This window comes from Streptomyces sp. NPDC059455, assembly GCF_042750115.1.
Classification (GTDB): domain Bacteria; phylum Actinomycetota; class Actinomycetes; order Streptomycetales; family Streptomycetaceae; genus Streptomyces; species Streptomyces endocoffeicus.
Map to the genome: position 1 here is coordinate 24,022 of NZ_JBHYVB010000026.1, position 20,858 is coordinate 44,879.

Genomic DNA, 20,858 nt, shown 5'->3' on the forward strand with positions numbered 1-20,858 from the left:
CCCCGCCCCCTCCGAGGTGGTGTGGGTGTTAGGGGGGTGGGGGTCCACCCGTGGCCCGGGTGCACCCCTCACTCCGGCGTGGATCAGGCTGCGGCCGGCTCGGTCCAGGTTCCGATCACGAACGACTCCGGACGCGGCACTTCCAAGGCGAGCCTCTCGTCGGCGCGGAAGGTGATGAGGCCCTGCTCGTAGTTTGTGCCGTTCTCCGAAGAGACGGTCACGCTGACCGCCTCGCGGTCGTGGAGCTGCGCGCCGAGACCGAACGCACCGATGAGGAAGTCGGTGTCGGCCATCGCGGTCGTTTCGACCACGTTCAACCTCCACACCTTCTTCTCGGCGCCGATGGCGACGGCGATGGCGACGCGGAAGGCGCCGTTCTTGTCCTCCTCGACCTCGACGTGTTCCCACATCGTGGGTGACAGGACGATGCCGGTCGGGTCGTACTCGGCCAGCAGAGCCTTGGTGATGCTGCGCCGGATCTGCACGCTGTAATGGTCGGTCGCCAGGCCGGTGTACTGCTGGACGCCCGGCGTGTTGTAGATGCCGGTGATGGACTGGCCGTCGCCGACGCTATGCAAGAGGTCCCAGTCCTCCGCGTACTTGACGCCTTCCACCATGCGGGTGTTGATGAAGGTCTTGAGTCGCGGCTCGTCGGACAGGATGTTCTTGTGCGCGTCGAGTAGGTGCGCGACCTCGGCTGTCGGGTACATCACCGGGGTCAGTGTCAGCTTCGACCGCGGCGCGCGGCCCCAGGTGTCGGTGTCCGCGCCGGTGGCTGGCGAGGTGCCGTCTGCGGCATACCGCTCCTTGACCTGGCGGGCGTTGTTTGTCCAGCCGGTCTCTCGCGCGCCGTACAGGACGGCATTCTTGGTGGTGGACTTCGGGAAGAGGTCCCGGATGCGGAACTTCCGGAACGGGCGCTCAGCGATGCCCAGGTTCTGCACGCTGCCGAGGACCTGGTGGGTCACGGTGCCCGCGGACAGTGAGAAGATCGACTTCCCTTCGATGTCGGCGCGGATGTATGGCTTGTCACGGAAACCGGCCTGCGTGGCGTTCTGGTAGGAGGCGGACTCACAGAACAGGTCACCGAGGGACTTCTCCTCGATACCGGGGCGCTGGCCGTAGTGGGTGGCCGCGGCTGGCGCGTTTTCCGGGGTGTCGAGGTATTGCTTGATTTCGGTCAGGCCCTGCTCGGCTTCGATGAGGCTCTTGATCTCTGCGGCCTCGGTGGACACCTTCTTGAAGGCCTTCGCCTGGTCGCTGGAGACGACGAACTGGCCGCCGTCCTCAACCCTGAACGTCTGGCTGATGCGCTCGGCCTCGACGGACTTGAGCTGAAGTGCCTTCTGTAGTTCCTCGATACGGCTGGTGGGCATTGGAGTTGCTCTCCCTGATGCTGGGTGCGGTTGACGTGCGTCGCTCGCCCGGCCAGCACCGGGACGCCTCAACGCGAGGCGGAATGGAAAAGGGAGAGGGGCGTTAACGTCGCGCGCTGCCCGCTCGGGACGTCAAGATTGGGCATCGCAAGGGGTTTGATCTGCGGTCTTGTTATCTGCGGGGCGGGGGCCGCGGGGATCGGCCGGATGCCGGTGTGCAACTCAGCTCCGCATCAGGGCGAGTGTGGCCTTCACCTCCTCGGCATCCAGACGGACGGTGCCGGCTGGGTCTTGGGTCCGCTCATCGCCCTCGTCGTCCTGGTCCCCTTCGCCTTCGGGGTCGGTGCCGTCGTCGAAGGTGTCTTCGTCCCACAGGTCGAGTCCGAGCGGGGTCCCACCGGCGGAGCGGTCCGCGATGGGCGGCGCGTCCTCGTCGACGTGGAGGCCCTTCGTGGATAGGGCGGCAATCAGGCCCCGCACCTTGTCGCGGACGTCCTTGAGCTGCTCCGGGTCGGCCGTGGAGTTGCTGACGCGGGCCGTGGCGTCGGCGAGTGCTCCGACGGTGGGTTGCACGACGCGGGCGTCGATGTCCTCGGCTTCGGTGGCGGCGCGGGCGGCTGCGGTGCTCTCTGGCACGACGATGGTGGCGAGTTCGACCGGCTGCGGCTTATCCAGGGTGATGTCACCCGCAGCCGTGACTGTGTACGGGATCGCGTAGGGGGTGTTGCGCCGCTCGTCCGCGCTGTGTACGGACACGATGACGTGGTCCGGGTAGGTGCCTTCGACGTACGTCCAGGTGCCGCCGTCTTGGTCGAGGAGCTCGCGGACGGTGTCGGCTAGGCGAGAGCGGAACTGTTCCTGCGACTCGGGCAGGGGCGTGGGCGACATCACAGGGGCCTCCAGCGGGGTGGGGACTCGGCTCTTGGCTTCGGTGACCATGGAGCGAGCGGACTTGTGCTCGATGCGTGGCAGGGCACGGGCGGCCCGTACGGCGGCGCGCGCGGACTTCTTCTCAGTTATGGCGCTGCGGGGTGTTCGCAGGGCGTCGAGGATGTCGTTGAGGACGTCCTGGGGGAGGGGGCGGAGTGGCGTCGGTGCCGGGCCCTGCGGGAGGGCAGCACCAGCCAGGAGCTCCCACGGGGTCTCGCGGCACTCCGGCCGCAGGAGGGGCATGTCGGGGAGAGAACTGATCGGCCACCAGGCGGTGACCTCGGTCGTGTCGCCCTTGGGGTCGTCCGGGTTGGCGACGCGGCGTTCGTCGTGCGGCGTGTTAATCGGCATCGTGGCTTCGGTGGGAACGACTGCTACAAAGCCGCGGTAGATGCCGTTCGGGGCAGTCCAGGAGCCGACGACGCTGGTGGTGCCGGGCAGGGTCGAGCCGGTCTCCTCGCTCCACTCGCGCATCGCTGCGGCGAGGGAATCCTCTCCGTCCTCCAGATGCCCGCCAGGGAACTCCCAAGTGCCTGCGGCCGGGTCGTCATCGTCTAGGGCCCGCTGGATCATCAGCACGCGGCCGGTGTCGGCTGCCTTCACCGCTAGGCCCGCGACCTTGACGTCCTTGCCCGCCGTCAGGGCGACGACGTCGATCTCGACGTGGGAGGGCGTGGCCTTGTACTCGAGGCCGTCGCCGCCGGCCGCGGACTTCACCTCGAGCGAGCGGGTCAGCGGGTGCGCGCCGTGCAGGACGGGCGAGACCTCGTACAGGTCCAGGTGGTGGATGACTCGCACTCCGTCGCTGCGCATGGTCGCGGCCTCCGTCGGTACGCGATAGCCAATGGAGAACGCGGCCTGCTTGTGCTCATGCCACTGTTTGACCTGCTCGTAGGCGTCGCGGCCCTGGCGGGTGCGGAGGTTGTACTGCACGGTGGCAACGAGGGCGCCGGCCTCGGCGGGCCAGTCGCCGGGCACCTCCGACAATCGAGGGTCGCCAGGCAGCCACTCCTCGCACTCGAAGACGACACCGACGGGGTCTTTCCAGCCGTGATGCCACACCGCCTTGGCAGGACGTGAGGCGAGGGTGCGAGCGAAGGCGCCGGGCATGATGAGGTCGTTGACCTCGTCGATCACATTGGTGACGGCGTAGATTGCCCGGCTCGTGCCTCGCTGGATGGTGCTAGGGCGTGTGGTTCTGGTGGGTGGAGCAGCGCTCGGCACGGCGGGGAACCTCCGGCGGTGGGCAGTGGGCCGCCGGGCACCGTGCCGGGTGTGTCTGCCTACTGTCCTGTACTGGCCGCAGGCGGCTGCGGCCGCGACTCAGCTTCGGAGCGAGCCATGGACCAGCCCCGGTTCCAGTAGCGGTATCCGAACTGCTCCTCTGCATTGCCATACATGTCGTACGGGCACGCATCGGAGGGCTCTCCCGCCTCGTATGCGGCCTTGCCCTCGTTGAGCCGGTCCTGGAAAGTCTGGCGATCGAGTTGCACTCTCGGCTCTCCTTACTGGCTCGCGAACAGCGGGTCCTGAGCGCCGCGGCCTTCTGCCTGGACCGGGGCGCTCGCCGTCTCCGGGACGGTCGTGTCGTCTCCCCCTTCGGGTCCGTGCGTTCGGCTCATCTGCGCCCCGTCGACGTCGGTCGCCCATGCGTCCGGGGAGGTGTATCGCCATACCTGACCCGTAGTGTCGCGCACCCACCCGGTTAGTGTGCCGTCCGGCGCTCGGTCAAGCCAAGCCTGCTCTCCAGCGCTGCCGACATACGCGCAGTAGGCATCTTCCGGGTCGGTCTCGTCACCCTCGTCGTACATGTCGCCAGCCCAGGGACGCGCGTCATCGGCTTGCGCTGGGACTTCTCCGGGGTCCTCGTTGCCGCTCTCTCCATCGGGCGTCGCGTCTGCGACCGGGGGCTGCTCGAGGTCCTCCGCTGCGGCGGAGTTGGTCTCCACTGCGGGATTTTCGGGGAGGTCGTCCGGCAAGTCCTCGGAGGACTCGCTGTCGGGCGTATTGGGGTTGACGCCTTCGATCGAGGCCTTTCCGGATGGCGACCGGGTGGCCGCAGTCTGTTCGTTCTCGTCGTCTTCGTCGTCCCCGGGCACTTTGCTGCCTGCGGGGAGAGCCTTGATGGCGAATCCGTATCTGGTCATGGGCGGAGGATGTGTCGCGGGGCGGCTTATGTCGCTTCCACCGTCCCGCTCCACCTCGAACCAAGATCGTTCTAGCTCAATTTGGGCAAGCCCTGGATCACTTCTCGGACACGCGTACCTGCCTTGACCCGCTTCCGCTCACCTCTATGACGTCTGTGTACTCACGGAGCACCGCGAGGATGGACGCCCCGTCGTCCCCTGCAACGGCCCTCATAGGACCGGTCGGCCCCAAAGCGATGGTCTCACCGATGTGGAGCTCCACCAGGGCAGCGGCGCGGTGCGAGCCGATCACTGGGCGGTCGACCCGTCCTGTGATCCGCACGGTGTAGGTCGCCCTGTCTTCGAACGAGCCGGTCACGGTGAACACTTCCTGCCCCCTTACCTGGTGGCCATCAGGCCCAAGAGGAACGCGCGCAAGTCGTCGTCCTGGTACCAATCGCCACTGAACATCGCCTGAACGGACCGCGCGAGGGTGTCACCGGTCTCCCGTTGCGTCTGCTGCCGCCGCAGGAGCCGGTCCAGGGTGCTCGGCCGCACGCGGCGGGCGCCGGGCCGACCGGTGCGCGTCCTGCTGAACCAGAACGCCCTCTGCGCGGCATCCAAGTCGCCGAGGTGCCGGGCGAAGTGCTGCGCCAGGGCATACCCGGCGGTGCCCATTCCTCCGTCGGCCAGGTCGGCGACCGTGATCCGCTGCCCCTGGGGCTCGTAACGGCCCTGGTCGCCGTCCACGGCCGTCAGGCGGCGCGCCTCCGTGTTGAGCCACGCCCGCGGGATGAGGCGCTGTACGCCCCGTACGGCGCGCTCGGCATCCGGGTTGGTGTCCGGGCCGAACACGAGAGCGTTGTTGCCCTCCGGTCCCATGTCGCGGACGTCGGCCAGGGCCGCGGCCACGGCGTCCGGCACCGCAGCGGCGTACCGGGTCCGCAGGTCCGAGTACTCCCGGCGCGCATCCGCGAGTTCGGCGCGGGCCGCGGTCATCTCGACCTCGAGGTCTTCGTCGTCCGGGATGGTCGCGCTGCTGCGGGCAGCCTGCAGGTTGACCAGGCGCCGTTCGCTGCTGGCCACGTAGTCGTCCGCGTGCTGCAGCGTGGCGTGCGGGTCGTCCCCGAAGTCGTCGCCGAGAGCGGCGGACAGACGACGGGTCACGTCCTGGTCGACGTCGTTGCCGGCCGCCCGCAGCGCGGCCATGTGGCGGAGCGTGGTCAGGCCGGGGCCGCCGTCGGCTGCCCGGTCCGGCGTCCACTGGATGCGGTCCGACCGGTCCGGGAGTCGGCCCGCGGCGAGCCGTCCCCAGGTCGTCGGGCGCCAGAAGGTGACACGACGCTGCGACTGCCCGAACCGCCCCGGCTCCGGCATGAGTCCGGCCCAGTGGGAGATCCGCGCGGCCAGCGAGTCGCCGTGCGCGTCGGGCAGGTTCACCGCGCGGTGCAGACGCGCCAGGCGCCGCGACTCCGGCCACTGCCGGACGCGCCGGACCATGCGGCCCAGGAATGCCCGCAGGCGACGCAGGCGCTCGCGCGAGCTCCGGTACTTCTCGGCGATCTTCCGGGCGCCCGCCTTCACCAACTCCGCGAGGCGCTTGGCCATGCGGATCAGGAGAGCGACGATCCGGGCGAGGAGGCCCGGCTGCCGGCCGGCGTCGGGGGACGCCGCGGCGACCCGGGCCGCGATCCGGCGGGCGGTGGCCTGCCGGGACCCGGCGAGCTGCTGGGTGATGATGCGGGCGATCTGCGCGGCGTCGCCAGGGTCCATGCCCGCGACATGGAGCTGCTGCAGAAGCGCATTCACTGCATCGTCGGCGTGGCCTGCGACCGTCCGGGTGATGTCCGGGTCGGCATCGGAGTTCCTCATCGACCATCGGCCGGCGACCTGGTCCGGGATAAGGCGGAGCAGGTCCCGCGCGCGGGCCGCCAGATCCTCGTTGCTTTCGTCGGGGAGCGGCGAGAGGTCGTTGATGGTGCGCAGGGCGGCCCGCACGGTGTCCGTGTGGGCTCGGTCGCGGGTTTCGCGGAGAGACCGCTGGGCAGCGACCCGGTCGCGGCCGGTTATGCCTGCGGCGTCGAGGGCCGCGGCCCCGTCGCGGCGGGTTCCTCGACGGGTATCACGCAAGGCCTCGTCGGTGAGGCGCTGCGCGATCTGCTCGCGTAGGGCGTGGATATCGCCGGGTGGTTCCGTTCCGGCGGTGGCCTCGTCAATGATGCGGGCGGCGAGGTTGCGGGCGTGGTCGCTGACGATCCGGTCGATGTCGGACTGCGGCGCCTGGTTGGGGTTGCGGGGCGTGCCGATGGGCGGCAGAGCCGGGGTAGGCCGATTCCGGTCGTAGACGTTCACGGCGCGGCCGCTGTGCAGACCGAAGTCGTGGATGTTGCCGCCCTCGTCCATGCCGGTGAGCTGCATCCACCAGCCGTTATGCTGCGGCGCGCTGATGATCGTCAACCGTCGATGACCGTTGAACTGGTAGCCGGTCCGGCTGACGGGTGCGTCGATGACATCGCCGATGCGCAGGTTCCCCGGGCGGGCGCGGACAACCGGGACCGTCGGCGTCTCCGGCGGGCTCGGAATGCTCGGGGCGGCGAGCACGTTGGGGGCGTCCGGGACAGGGTCGGTATCGTCAGCGTCGGGCGGGATGACAGGGTCCGGCTCGGCCTCGGGGAGCTGCCATACGGGCATGGCCCCGTGGACGACTCGGCGCCGCCACTGCTGGTTCTCGTCCTCGAGGAGGAAGCTCCGCACGCCCCCGGGTCCGTCTTCTGCGTCGATGACGCGGAAGACACGGACTCGGTCGCCCCGGCGCTCGTCGGCCATGGCCACCAGATCGCCCTCGCTGATCTGAGCAGCGTTCGACGGGCGGGGCCGGTCGAGACCCGGGGGCGGCGTCCGGCCGGCCGCGCGGTCGAGTTGGTCCGCTGCCCGCAGGGCGGCACGTCCCTCGGGTGTCGATGGGTCTGAGGCCCTGCGCAGTTGAGCGGCGAGCGCCGACGCCTGCTCCGGGGTGACGGGGAGGTCCGCGGTGATCCTGACCGCAGCCTGGTGGGCGTCCGGGGCGTCGTCCGGCCCGTCAGCGTGGTCACCGATGACGTTGCGGTCGCTCAGGTCGAGCTCCGGGTCGACGGTCGGTCCGGTCACAGGATCCACGACGTGGGGGGTCGGGTGGACGATGAGCTCGTCGTCTGGCTCGGGGGCGTCGTCGACGCCGAGGTCAGGGGCATCTCCGTCTGCGCCCTGAGCGCGCGAGAGGACCGCGCGGGCATCGACGTTGATCTCGCCCATCTCGCCGGTGGTGGTGTCGGTGTACTGGAGGGTGACGCGGTCCCCGTCCCGGCTGGGCGGGCTGGTGATGGTAACGGTGGCGAGCGTGTCATCGAGGTCCAGGACCACGACGTCCCCCTCCTTGAGGTCCGCGGCGGCCGGATGGTCGATGCCGGTCACCGGGGCTGTGGCAGGGACGTCGTCCCGGACTTCGCCGGTGATGCGGAGGTCGCCGGCGTTGCGGGTGACCGTCCCCTCAGCCGTGGAGATGGTGACGTTGTCGCCGTCGACGTCGTCGACGGGTCCGAGGAGCGCGCCGTTGGTGTCACTGACGATGCTCCGTGGAGTCACTCGCTGGCCGTCTGCGGTCCAGCCGTCGGGGCGCTGGCTGTTGGTGAGGGTGAGCGAGGTCGGCGAGATTGCGCTCTCATCGCTTCCGTCGGACCAGCGCACCGCCACGGTGGTGTTGGTGGCACCGGTGACGGTGCCCTCACGGTCGTTGGAGCCGGTGACAGTGCTGCCTGGGAACAGGCCGTGGCCGCTGCGGTCCACCGGGATCTGATCGGGCAGATCACCGGACCGGAGGGCGGCCTGGGCACCGGTGGCCGGAGACCCGGGCACGACATCGTCCGGGGCCTCAGCGCGCGCTGCGGTGGCGTTGATCGTCGTGTAGACGTTGCCGGCCGCGCCGGTGCCGTCCGGGTTTTCAGTGACCCAGGTGCGCCACGACTGCTCGGTTCGGCCGCGTCGGGTGATCTCCACTCGCTCAGGCGCGGTGTAGACGTACCCGGCACGCTGGACCGGTCGGCCATTCTTGGTTGTGCCGTTCATGCGGACCATGTCGCCGGGCCTCAAGTCCTCGACGCGGGCCCAGTGCGCGGGCTGGCCGCCGATCGGGTTCGGATCCGGCTCCGGCTCGGGTTCTGGCGACGGACGGGCGGTGTTCTCCGGACTGTTCACGGGCTCGTCCGGCGTCGGTCCCGCAGGGGACGGTACGTCGCTGTCGCCCTGCGGTTCGTCGTCGGCACGGGGCCGGTCCAGGTCGCTGTCCGAGCCGCCGAGGCCTTCGAGGATTTGGCCTGCCCAGAAGGCGCGGGCGTCTAGGTCGGAGAGTTCCTGGCGCTGTTGGTTGTTCCGCTTCGGCTCGTCCAGGCTGCCCAGGTCGTTCAGAGCGTCCCGCAGCCATGCGAAGTCGTCGCGTCCCTGAGTCAGATCGTCCCGCAGGTTCCCGCTGAGCGACCGCTGGTCACGGAAGGCATCGACCGTGCCAGACAGCCGCCCGTACCGGGCGCGCGCCTCAGGGTCGTCGCGGAGGGACTCAGGCAGCTCCGGCAGCTCTCGCGTCGTGCCTCCCAGGTGCGCCGTCACGGTGTCCCACACGTCTTCGCTGGGGTTCGTGGGGTTCGCGGGGCCATCCCGCAGGGCACGGACGACGAGGTTGGCGATGGCCGTGTCACGGCTCTGGGAACGGCTGTTCCTGCTGTGGTCTAAACCGAAGAACGGCCGGGCGTCCCACACCGGTTCGCGGTCGGGGGTGGAACGGTAGGGATTGGAGATGCTTCCGATCTGCCGGCTGTCGAGCCACACGGACTCGGTCTCGCCGTTCCCGGAGGGCCGCACCTCTGCCTGGTCGGCGAACTGCTTCATCCGGTCGTGCCCGCCGAACCGGAACGCGGCGTCCTCCTCGCTCTCAACATCTGCAGAGTTGAATGGCGGCGCCGGTGCGACATCGCCGGCTGTGATGAGGGCCGTATCCTCAGCTCCCCCGGCCTCAGCCGCGCGACGCTGCTCCTCCTTGAACTCGTCTTGGTCCCGGCGCTCGCCGTCGCGGCGCTGCTGTTTGAACTGGGCGAAGGTAAAACGCCCGCCGTTGGCGTCGAACCACTCCTGCAGTTCCTCGCTGGCGTACTGCCTCCACCGGTCGCGCGCTGAGAGGCTGCCACCGGAGAACAGTTCCCGCTCGTCGAAGTTGGTGCCGCCGTACTTGTACTCGTGCTTGAAGAAGTACCCGTTCGTGGCGTCGATCGCGGCGCGGTAGCGGGCATCGTCGATGAGGGCGAACTCATCGCGCAGCACACGATCCTGCTCACGCTGGCGGTACGTGGAGTACGTCAGGCGGCCGCCGTTCTCCTGCCACCAGTCATTCAACTCGCGCGACGCGAGCTTCCGGCTCCGCGCGGCGGTGACCTTGCGGCCGGAGAAGAGGTCGCGAGGATCAACTCCGGAATCCTCGGACTCGGCATTGAAGAGACGGCCCCCGGTGGCCTGCATGGCTGCCTGGAACCGCTCCTCGTCGAGGGCACTGAACTCGCGATGCAGACGGCCGGGGGTGGCCGGAGCGGGGCGCGTGACGTCTGTGTCACCGAAACCAAGGGCCTCGTCCATGGCGCGACCGCGGCGCTCCGCTTCTTCGGCGTCCGCCGGCGGCGTGTCCGGCACAGCGGCGCGGATCCGCTCGTCGACGTAGCCGTCGCGGCGGTCCATCTCCTCCATCACGCGGATCTCGTCCGCCGGGCCGAGGCCTTGGCGGTACGCGTCCTCAAGCTCGTGGTCCGCCAACGTGGTGAGGTCATTGGGCAGGGTGAAGGCGCCGCTGCGCTCTTGTTCGTAGTCGTCTTGAACAGCGCGGAGTGCCTGCGGCAGGGTGCGGCCTTCCCCGTCTCGCCATACAGCCACGCTGCTCGGGCCCCACGCCTGATGCCAGTCGAAAGGGTCGCCGTTGCGGTCGGTGATTTCCTCGAACCGTCCTGCGAGTGCGCGCGCCTCGTCGGGGTCGTTGGTGGTCAGGGTGATGCCGGGAACGTTCGTGCCGTTGCGTACTTGGGCGAAGCGCCACACGGTGCTGCCGTCGTCCTGCGGTTCCGGCCATGTGACCAGTCCGCTCTCGGGCGACAGGACGAGGCCCTCACGGTCTGCGGCCTGCGCCAGGAGCGCGCGTCGCTCGGGAGTGTCCTCGTCCGGATTGAGGTCCTTGCCGGACTTCCAGGCGTTCCGCAAGGAGTCCACGTCGCGGTGGCGGGAGCGGGAGCGGCCGCCGTCACGGTCGCGCGCACCGCTTTCGCCGTCGCCATCGTCACCGGTGGCATCCGGCAGGTTGAAGTCCGGCAGGTTCAGGCGCGGCAGGCCGGGCTCGTCCGGACCGCTGCTGCCTCCCGTGCGGTCACGGCGTTGACGCCGACGCCTGCGCCGCTCCTCATCGTCTTCGTCTTCGTTCCGCCTCGGCTCATCCTGAGCGTCGTCGGAATTGCCGGGCCCGTCGCCGTTGCCGCTCGAGCCGCCAGTGTGGTTGCCGCTGGTGTCGGGCGGGCCCGCGCCCCCGCCGTCAGGCTCTCCATTGGGGTCGGCCACTCCGCCGTCGACGTCACCGTCGCGTCGCCGTCGGCGCTCCTCCTCGTCATCTCCCCGGGCGTCGTCGTTCTGCTGTTGGTCGTCCCCGTTCTCCGGGGTGTTCCCGCGTACCTCGTTCTGGTCGTCGGTGCTGTCGTTGCGCTGGTCGTCGTTGCCGCTGCCCGGTTCGACGGGTCCAGCAACGGCCTCACGTCGTTGCTGGCGCCTCTCGCCATCCTGCTGCTCCTCCTCGCCGGGCCGGGGCCGGCGGAAGGCCAGGGGCCGGTCTGGGGTGTTCCGGACGTAGAACCAGTCAAACGGGGTTCTTGTGGTCTCCCCTCGGACGAGGTCGGTCTCCATGACTCTGTCTTCGGTGCGTGCCGAGTAGTCCGAACCGACCGTGAAAGGCCACGAGCCCGTGTTGTTGGCCTGCGATGCCTCCAACTGTCTCGCGAGTCGTCCGCGCTGAGTGGCAGGGCGGAAGAAAGCGCCCTGGTTGAGCGCAGTGATGTCGTCGCCAACCTGGGCATCCCTCACGTCGACAGGGATCGTGTAGCCTTCCGCCTCCTGCTGGGCACGCCAAGCGTCGTAGTACGAGTCAAGGTGGCGTTCCCGGTCGTGGTACTGCTGCGCTTTCTCCTGCCAGAGCCTGTGCAGGCCTTCGCTGTCGCCACGGTCGATGATCTGCTGGGCAACCGATTCCCCGAGTGATTCCCCGTTAGGACCGCGGAAGGACAAGGCGCGGTTTGCCGCGTCGGGCGCGTCCCATGGGAAGGGGCGGCCGTCTGCGTCCCGGATGCCTTCCAACACGCGCGCATAGGCAAGCGCCTCGTCGCGGTCGAAGGCCCTGGCGACCTCCTCCATCGACCCGGGAGCCATGACTCTCCAGCCCGCCCCACCATTCGAAATGGCTTGCAGGATTGTCAGGCGACCACCCTCGGACATCTCCAGAGTGGGATCGTCCGCATAGCGGTCCCGGGACTGCTCCTCCGGGACCGCCGAGGGGTGACTCGGCTCATCCAGCTCACCGCGCCGCCACCGGTCACGGATCTCGTCGACGCTGGGGAAGCGGGGGGTGTTCGGAACAGCCGCTGACGCAGCAATCGCGTCTGTGCCGCCGCCGTCGGTGGCCACACCGCCGTCCTCACCAGTGGCGCCGCGCGCCGCGCGGCGGAACCGATCGGCCGCTTGCTCACCCTGCGGGCCTGCGAGCTCGTACTGCTCGGCGAGCGCGTTCAGACGGGCGGCGATGCTGCGGAATTCCTCGTCCGGGTCATCGGCGGTGCCTGCACGGTCCAGGCGGTCGCGCAACTCCTGCATTTCCGGGAGTGACTCGCCACCGACGGCATTCATGCCCTCGCTGAACAGGCCCTGCGCCCGCGCGGCACGGTCGTCGGTGTTCGCTCGGTCGGCGTCAGAGCCGCTGTCGGGTCGGTCGGTCTGGAAATCAGGGTGGTCGAGGGCCCACTGTGCCTTCCTATGTGCGGCCGTGGCCCACGACTTGTAGGTCCGGGACTCGTAGGGGAGATCCGGGTTCGAGAACTCCTCCTCGATCCACGCGGCCTCGTCGCGGATGCGGCGGAGGTCGGCCTGCAGGTCCCCGCTGTTGCCTTCCTCGACGCGCTGGATCAGTTCCTGGAGGCGCTGCATGCGGTCCTGGTCGTCGATCCCTGCGGAGTGATTCCGCAGGGTGGCGATGTCGTCGCTGATGTCGCCCATGCGGACGCCGAGTTCGTGCTGCCATGCTGGCGTCGGCTCCGGCCGCGTACGGTCGCTGGCCCAGGCGAATGTGTCGTCGGGGCGGCTCAGGAAGACGGGGCTGATATCCGACCGTGAGCCGTCGGGGTTGGAGACGGGCAGGACCATCGTCCCGTTGTCGTTCCGGCTCACGCTGTTCACGCGGACCGGCTGCCTCCATCCCACGGGGTACGGACGGCCGTCCGCGTCTTGCCGGGTGATCGGCACCCGGATGATGTCGTTCTCGGCGACGTCGTCGCGGTCGCCGAGGACCCACCCTTCCGGGGTCTCGCTACGGGCCTGGTCCTGCAGGGCAAGCCGCTCGCTGTTCTGCCGGCGGATGTCGTAGTTGCGGACGAGCGCAGCCACCGCGTCGGCACGGCTCTTGTAGGTCCGCGGGGACTGCTCACCGTAGGCGTTTGTGTACTTCCACGAGCGAACGACCCGGCTGACGGTGCCCACATCAGGCGTGCCGTCGACGGCCACTGGGTACAAGCCGTCTCCGTTCCGTGCGCCGATCTCCGCCCGCTCGAGCAGCTCCGCCCGCTCCCGCGCCTCCTTCTCCCGCCGCTCCTTCGCATCGCGGTCGATGATGCGCTTGCGGTTCTCGTCAAGGAGGGCACCGCGGCGGTTGCCGATGCGGATCGTGGCCGGGAAGAGATCCCGTTGGGGCAGGGACGGGCCTTCGCCGCCCCGCATGACGTGCCGCTGCCGCCATGCCTCGAGGGCTTCCAGCTCTGCCGCGATCTCCACGTCGGCCATGTTCGCTGGCGACGCCTCTCCGATCGGAGCGGGCGGGACCTCGGGGGGGTTCGTGGGCGTGTCGTCGGTGCGGGACTGCTTCGAGCGGCGCCAGGCGTCCCACTGCTCCGGGGTGAGCCGCTCCACCAGGCCGCGGGGCGGCATGGTGACGGTGTGCTGGATACCTTGGTTCTCCCACCTCTGCCGGTCGTTGTTCCAGCGCAGGTTCTGGTAGGTGACCAGCGTGCGGCCCTGCTCCCCGGACGCTGCGGACGCGCGTCCCTGGAAGGTCCCGTAGTACGGGGCGAGGCCCCGCTCCCGGTCGGCAGGGTTCTCCGCGTCGAAGCTGACCAGGTCCCCCTCACGGATGTCCCACGGGTAGAACAGCGTGCCGCCGTGGGGGCCCTCCCCGAGCGGCTGCGGGTCACGCTTTGGCAGGGCAGCGAGCGCCTGGTCCAAGTACTGGCCCAGGTTGTACAAGCTGGTGCGCACGGACTGCGCCTGGTCGGATTCCGGCAGCAGGTCCCGCGTCAGCCGGCCGGCGACGTAGTCGAGCTGCTCTCGGACGCGGCGTAGGTCCTCCCGCGCGTCGCGGGTCGGCGGGTCCCCGGCGAGGACCCCGTCCAGAGACTTCCGGATCTTGTCGTAGTCCCCGCGGATGCGCCGTACGTCGTCCTTGTTCTGCCGGGACAGGCCGGTCAGCTTCGGTAGCGGCGGGAGCTCCGGAAGCCCATCCGCGACCATGCGTGCTGTGGACTCCTCGTCGTTGCCGCCGTCGTCATGAGCATCAGCAGGCTCAGGACGGATGCGGGCGAGCGTGCCGCGCACTTCATCCTGCGAAAGGCGAACCGTGCTCTCGGGCTGTGGTGGGACGAACCGGCCGTTACGCAGGGCCGCGTCCAGTTCCTCGGGGCTGGCCACAGGCAAGCGAGGCTCCCCCTGTCCTTCGCGACGCGCGACCTGGCTTGGCGTGATCGTCGTGGTGCGGCCGTTCTCAGTGCGAACACGCAACTCCACACCGTCGATCGCGGAGACGGTCCCCTTGATCAGGTTCTCCCCGTCCTCGGACCAAAAGGAGATGCTGTTTCCGGTCTGGAAGTCGCTGATCTTCCAGGCACTGGTGTAGACGCCGTCCGGCTCCTTCATCGGGTCGTCGCCCCGGGTGGCGTCGACGACCCATCCCAGGGAGCCCATGTCGAGGACGTCCGTTGCGCGGGTGACTGCGACGTACGCCAATCGCAGCTCTTCGTCGTCGGGGATGGTGTCCCAGTCGATGCCGCCCTCGGGTGTCTCCTTCGGTGTGAAGAAGTCTCCGGCTATACGGACGCGTTCCGACTCCAGGCCCTTGGCCTTGTGAGCGGTAGCGACCAGGAGATCGTGCGGCGCGGCCTGGTCGACGATCTGTCCGCCGGTGCTGCTCGGAGGGGCGGTGTACCGGTCAGCGATGTACCGCTCGACCTTCTGCAGGACCTGGGTGCGTTCCTGCTCAGGGGCGTGGTCCCCCTTCCTCGGCGGCGGGTAGCCCCACCGCTTGCTGATGCCGTCGTATCCGAACCCTTGGCGCTTGAGCCATTCCTTCGTGCTCTCGAAGTTGCGGTCACCGAAAGCCAACTTGACCCACAGGCGCTTGCCGTCATCCTCCACCAGCGGGCGCGGCATGCGCACCGCGGCCAGCAGCGCGTCGAGTTGCTCACTGTGGCGTTCCATCAGCTTGAACATGCTGTCGAGCTGCTTGAGGTCCTTGTCGGCAGAGACCTCCTCGCGGATGGTGTCCCAGTCCATGCCGTTGAACCGCGCCAGCTCCTGGTGCGTGGTGCGCTTGCCGTCACGCAGCGCCTCGGCGGCTTCCAGGAACTTCCGCAGGTCGTTGAGTCCGCCGGAGACGGCTACCTTCCGGCCGGCCTGCAGTCCCTCGACTGCACCGAGAACAACGCCAGCGTTCGTACGGGCGATGAGCATGGTCTCATCGCCCGGGTGGATCTCGGCGATGCGTGAGTTCTTGCGGTCCCAGCCCTTCAACCGCATCCGCGTGCCGACCAGCCGCAGGAACTTGTTTCCGGCGTCGGCGACAGCGTCACCGAACCGGAACGTCTGGGTGAGGGTGGCGGTGGCGTCTGCGGGCAGCCGCCCCAAAGCGTCCGTCGCCCCCCGGAACCCATAGATGGCCTGGTTGGAATCGCCGACCGCCACGACCTGAACGCCGGCGGCGCGGATGTTGCGGACGATGCCCTCCATGACGGGATTCACGTCCTGCGCTTCGTCCCAGAACAGCACGTCCGTGTCCGGCACCCTGCCGGACCGCGCCCACATCTTCACCGTGTGGTCAAACGACAGCGGAAGGTCTCGGTCCCTGTCGTTCGCCTTCGGGTCGTTGATGTTGGCCCACATCTGCTCGGCAAGCGGCTTGACCGCCTCGAACACGGCCTCCCTGTTTCGGAGTTCCTCGGGCAGGTGGCGTGCAGCGAACTCGTTGTCCTCAGACTTGACCCACTCGGAAAGCAGCTTGTTGGCGTAGTACGCGGCATGGCGCGGGGACAGCGAGTCGCCGCTGGTCTGGACCCGGGTGTACCACCGCATGCGGTCGGCGAGCTGCTGGTCGTTGAGGCGCGGCCATTTCAACCGGTCCAGCAGGGCGCGGTCCACCATGCTGTTCGCGTACGCATTGGCCGTGGTCGGGGTGAGGTTCTTCCCGTACTCGCCTCGCTGCTGCGCCTCGATCGCCTCGTCGGCCACAGACCGGTTGAAGGCCAGGTAAAGGATCTCCTTCGTCGGCATGCGATGCGACAGCATTTTGAGCGTCGTGGACTTGCCGGTACCGGCGAGCGCCATGACCCGCATGTCCAGGCCGCGCCTGGCCGCGCCCTCGATAATGACTTGCTGCTCATCGGTGGGCGGGTACGTCTCCGCAGTGGACGCCTTGGCCTCGATCTTCTCCCACTCATCGTCGGAGTAGCCGCCAGGCTTGGCGGGCGGCAACTCGGCCACGCTGGAGACGGCTCCACGGGCTTCGTCCTGGTTCAGCCCGTAGCCGCCCACCCGGTCGAGCAGGATGCTCCCGCGGGACGGCTCGACCAGGTTCCCCTCGGCGTCGTACTCAGGTTCCCGCCTCCAGTGGTCGGCTTCCTCTCGCTGCAGAGCCCACAGTCGGCGCTCCGCGCGCAGCCGGTACGCCAGTTCCAGCGGGTCGGTGGACTCCCGGAGTGCCCTGGTGACGTCCTCGAGGTCGTCGATCTCGTCGGCGAGTTCGTCGGCGCTCATGTCGGCGGGCTCGCGGTCCCCAACCGGGCCGGCGTCGCCCGCGTCGCCCTCCGGCTGCGGGGCAGAAGGCTCATCTACGTGAGCCGTGTTGGCGTCATCGCTTTTGGGCGCGTCCGCAGCCGGGGACTCGCCCTCGGGAGCGTCCGCGGTGGGAGCGTCGCCTTCAGGCGCGTCTGCGGCCGGTACCTCGGGCGCGGCCTCGTCCGGGTACAACACTCGCAGCTCGTTGTCCGGGTTGAGGTAGTGCTCCTGACCGCCTTCGGAGACGACGCGGACGCGGCCGCGGCCGGTGCGTATCGGCTTCTCCGCCACGGTGTACGTGCGCCCGTCGGCGTCGACGAACCGGTCCCCGACCTCGAAGTCCATGGGCGCGCGCGTCTGTGGGGCGCGCAGCTTGCTGGTGTCGCGGCCCTCGGCAGCGGCGAACATGTCCGGGGTGCCGAACTCGTCGTCCGGCCGGTCCAGCGGGTTATCCGGGTCGGCGAACATCGGCGACGGGGCGTCCGGCTGGCCGACGTCGAACAGACCTCCGGGTTCCTCTGCGGGCGGCTTCGGCTGCTCCCGCTTCGGCGCGCGGCCCGCGCGGCGGGCCTCTTCCGCCTCGAGGACCCGCAGGCGCGTACGGTCGACGCCAATCAGCTCTCCGCCGTTCTCCATCTCCCGCTCCATCAGGGAGACGATTTCGTCGCGGAGTTCCCCGTCGTCCATGGAGGACGGGGCCTTGGAGCCTCCCGGGTGGACGGCGTCGAGCTGGGCGGACACTTCGTCGGGGCTTAGCTTGACGGTGCCGCTGTCGGCGACACCGGGGCCGGGCTTGGGCGTGGTCGGGACGCCGGCCGACGGCGCGTTTCCACTTCCGGAGGCACTGGTGTTCGGGGCTTTCGGCTTCCCCCCGTCCTGGGTATTGCCGTCCGTCTGCGGGCGGCGGCGCAGGTCGGCGGCTGCCTCGTCAATGCGCTTGGCGTAGTTCCCGTAGGCCCGAACCTCAGCAGGATCGGACTCCATCCCTTCGCCGCCTGCCAGCGTCCACGCCCAGTCCAGGAGAGCGCGGTGCACCTCGATCGGGCCGGTCACCTTGAGTGTGCCGCTGCGCCCCCTCTTGGCCTCGGTGAGGGCCTTCCGCGTGTCCGGATCCTCCATGGCCGCGGTCTCTTCGACGTACAGGAAGTCGACCAGGGCCTCCGGCATCGTCAGGGTGACGAACCGCTCGGGCCGGTCCCACGCATACCTCAGCGGTTCGCCAGACGCGCCAGTATCGGCGGAGTCGCGGCCGCTGTTGACCTTCCGGGCGGCGTTCTCTGGGGCGTCAGGCGCGGGCTCTCCGCCGTCGCGTCGTGATAGTTCGGCCTCGACTGCGGCCATGCGCTGTCGGTGTACTTTGGCGACGTCGTCGGCCTCGTACGACGAGAGGGCTCGCGCAAGTTCGGCCTGCTCCGCCCGGAGCTGCTCGGTCTCGAGGAGGTTCGGGGCTGGGCGTTCGGCGAGATCCTGCCTGTCGCGCTTGCGGCGTTCGCGCTCGACCTCCTCCAACCGGCTCTCGAACGCGGCCTGCGCCGTGGCGTGGTTACTGCGGTTGGTGGAGGTCAGCTCGTCGTACTCGGCGCGGAGCTGCTCGTCGTCCAGGTTCGTCACCGGCGGTCGGGAGGTCAGCTCCCGCACGCGCTGCTGCTCCTGCGCGGCGGCCTCCCGCTTCCGTTTGTTCTCGGTGATCGCGCGGGCGTCGGCGTCGAACCGGGCGGCATTCGCATCGAGGTTTTCCTCGAGCTGGTAGAGCGCCTTCAACAGATCCGAGTCGATGCCGTCGGTTTCCAGGTCGTCGACGGCCGTGAGGGCGTCCCTCATGGCCTGGGCATTGGCTTGGTAGCCCTCGGTGCCCTTCGGTGCGTCCGTGACGTTCTGCATGTGCTGCGCGAGGGCCTGGATCTGCTCTGGTGCCCCATCGGGCCACTGCTGCCCGGCCAGTGCGTTGACGCGCTCCCAGTCGCTGAGGATGCCGGCCGCGGCCCGCCTGGCGTCTGTGCTGCTGGCATGCTGCTGAGTGCGGTTGGGGATGTCGCGCTGTACGTCCTCCGGCTGGCGTCGGGCCTTCGGTACGACGTCCAGCATGTCGCTGCGGCGCGTGCCGAACTGGTCGATCTCACCGAGGCCCCCGAGGTTGCGGGTGGTGAAGGTACGGCCCTTCTTGTATCGGTCCACCCGTGTGACGACGTGCCCGAACTCGCCGCGCGCGACGACATCGCCCACCCGGACGCGATCGGCACGCATCTCCTCGGGCGCGAAACCGCCAGCGCTTCCGGACACCTCGACCTGGCTCGGCATCCGCAGGACACGCGCGGTGTCGTCGGACACCATCACCTTGCCGTCCGGGCCGGTCAGCGTGACGTCCACCAGAGGGGCACCGGTGGTTCCCGAGCCCGGCTGGTAGGTAGTCGCGACGGTGCCCTCGACGGTGACGGTAGTCGGCTTGACCTGGTCGCGGGTGCTCACCGGCCACTCGATGTCTCGGCCGTTGACTGTGACCTTGACACGGTCACCGGGCTTGAGGGCATCACGGCTGACCGTGGGGCCCGACCGGTCCTGGGGGGTGGCTGCCTCGGGCGTCGGCTTCGGGTCGGCGTCTGGGGCGGGTTCATTGCCGGAGCGGCCCAGCACCCGGTCGACCACTTCGGCGAACGACTGATTGTCCTTGGAGCGCCAGCCGGTGACCGTAGCGTCCGGGTCGGACAGGTCCAGCGGCTTGCCGTTCCTGTCCACGATGCCGGCTGCGACAATTCTGTCGGCGAGGTCCTGGGCGTTGCGCTGCCGGGGGAACGGCGGACCGACGGGCGCGCCGGTGCCGGTGGTGATGAGCTGGTACTGCTGCCCGTCCGGCGTCCGGGCGATGACGAACTGACCATTCCCTGCGAGCTTGAGCCGCTTGTCGGCGACCAGGGCATCGAGGCGCTCCTGGTCCTCGGGAGGGGCTGCGCCGTTGCGGCTCGTCCAGTGGGTACGGACGTCCGTGAGGGTCTTGAATCGCGGCTGCGCCGGAGCCATCGCCGCGGCCGCGTTCTTCTTCGGCGCTGTGGTCTTCTTCGCTGCGGGCTGGCTGTTGGTGAACTCCGAGCGGGCCCGACTGATGGCTGCCTGGATGTTCTCGCCCTTGGCGGATAGCCAGACGGACGCGACGCTGTCGAGCTCCGGGTCGGAGAAGTCGAACCCCCCGGCGGCCGTGGCGTCAGAGGAGGAAGCGGTTCGGCCGAGGTGCTCCGCGAACCGTGCAGCTTCCTGCGGGCTGGCGAAGTCGCCAGCGGCGTCCATGCGCTGGCCGGTGCCAACGGCCGTCAGGTACCAGCGGCCGGTGGAGTCGTCGGGAAGGATCGCCAGGCGGCCGTCCCGGGTAGTCCGCAGGTCGTCGTCGCCCGCAACGGACCGCAGGAACTGCGCCATCTTCCGTTTCTGCCCGGAGCGCTCAGCGAGCTCGGTGAAATGCCGACGGACAGCAGCGGTGTCCTTGAAGCGGGAGCCAGCCGCGTGCCGCTTGTTTGGCAGGGCATCCGCGTTGATGGGGTGCTTGCCGTCGGCCGGCTCGTCTTGGTCGTCATCGTTGTCCGGGCCGTCACCGTCGTCGTCACCAATGGGGCGGCCCTGATCGTCGTTGTCATGTGCATCACCGGGAGTATCGGGGTCGCCGTCGTCGTCCTTGGCCACACCGTTCCCTCGGCGTGGGTCCTTGAGACGCTTCTCGTCCTCCGCGACGACCTTGTCCTCGTCCTCGGTGGGCGCGGAACCATCGGGGCGGGCGACCATGGACACCCACTTGGCACTGGTGGTGTGCCTGCGCCCCTTGTATTCGCCGGGGCCGCTCTTGTCCTGGACGAGGATGCGGTCGTTGGGGAGGGCGCGGACGACGCGCGCGAGCTTGCCGCCCCACAGCCTGACGACTCCGCCCGTCTCGATGAAGCGGCCCTTGCTGTCGCGCGGGTGCAGGGCGGGGTTCCACTTACGGCGGATGGCCTTGGCCTCGAGGCCGTCACTCAGGTTCTGCAACTCAGCGTGCGCAGCAGCGGGGCGATTCAGCATGCCGCGGACCATGCACACCGCAGGTGGTTAC

6 protein-coding genes are annotated in these 20,858 nt (G+C 69.2%); all 6 read right to left on the reverse strand.

Annotation, left to right across the window (positions count from 1 at the left end; translation table 11 throughout):
* Positions 1–83 precede the first annotated feature (83 nt).
* Positions 84–1,376 (reverse strand): phage major capsid protein, encoded by a 1,293-nt coding sequence (locus ACFXB5_RS12285; protein ID WP_385205926.1) that lies wholly within the window; start codon positions 1,374–1,376, stop codon positions 84–86.
* Positions 1,377–1,598: 222 nt separating this feature from the next.
* Entirely contained in the window at positions 1,599–3,443 is a 1,845-nt protein-coding gene (locus ACFXB5_RS12290; RefSeq protein WP_385205929.1) for an NUDIX domain-containing protein, read from the reverse strand.
* Positions 3,444–3,589: 146 nt separating this feature from the next.
* Positions 3,590–3,799 (reverse strand): hypothetical protein, encoded by a 210-nt coding sequence (locus ACFXB5_RS12295; RefSeq protein WP_385205932.1) that lies wholly within the window; start codon positions 3,797–3,799, stop codon positions 3,590–3,592.
* 12 nt (positions 3,800–3,811) lie between these two features.
* Positions 3,812–4,453 carry a hypothetical protein gene (locus tag ACFXB5_RS12300; protein WP_385205935.1) on the reverse strand — a complete coding sequence of 214 codons (642 nt, stop codon included), beginning with the start codon at positions 4,451–4,453 and terminating at the stop codon, positions 3,812–3,814.
* A 97-nt stretch (positions 4,454–4,550) separates the two neighbouring features.
* Entirely contained in the window at positions 4,551–4,820 is a 270-nt protein-coding gene (locus ACFXB5_RS12305) for a hypothetical protein (protein WP_385205937.1), read from the reverse strand.
* An 11-nt stretch (positions 4,821–4,831) separates the two neighbouring features.
* Complete coding sequence (locus tag ACFXB5_RS12310) at positions 4,832–20,827, reverse strand: UvrD-helicase domain-containing protein (protein WP_385205940.1); 15,996 nt, start codon at positions 20,825–20,827, stop codon at positions 4,832–4,834.
* Positions 20,828–20,858: the final 31 nt, after the last annotated feature.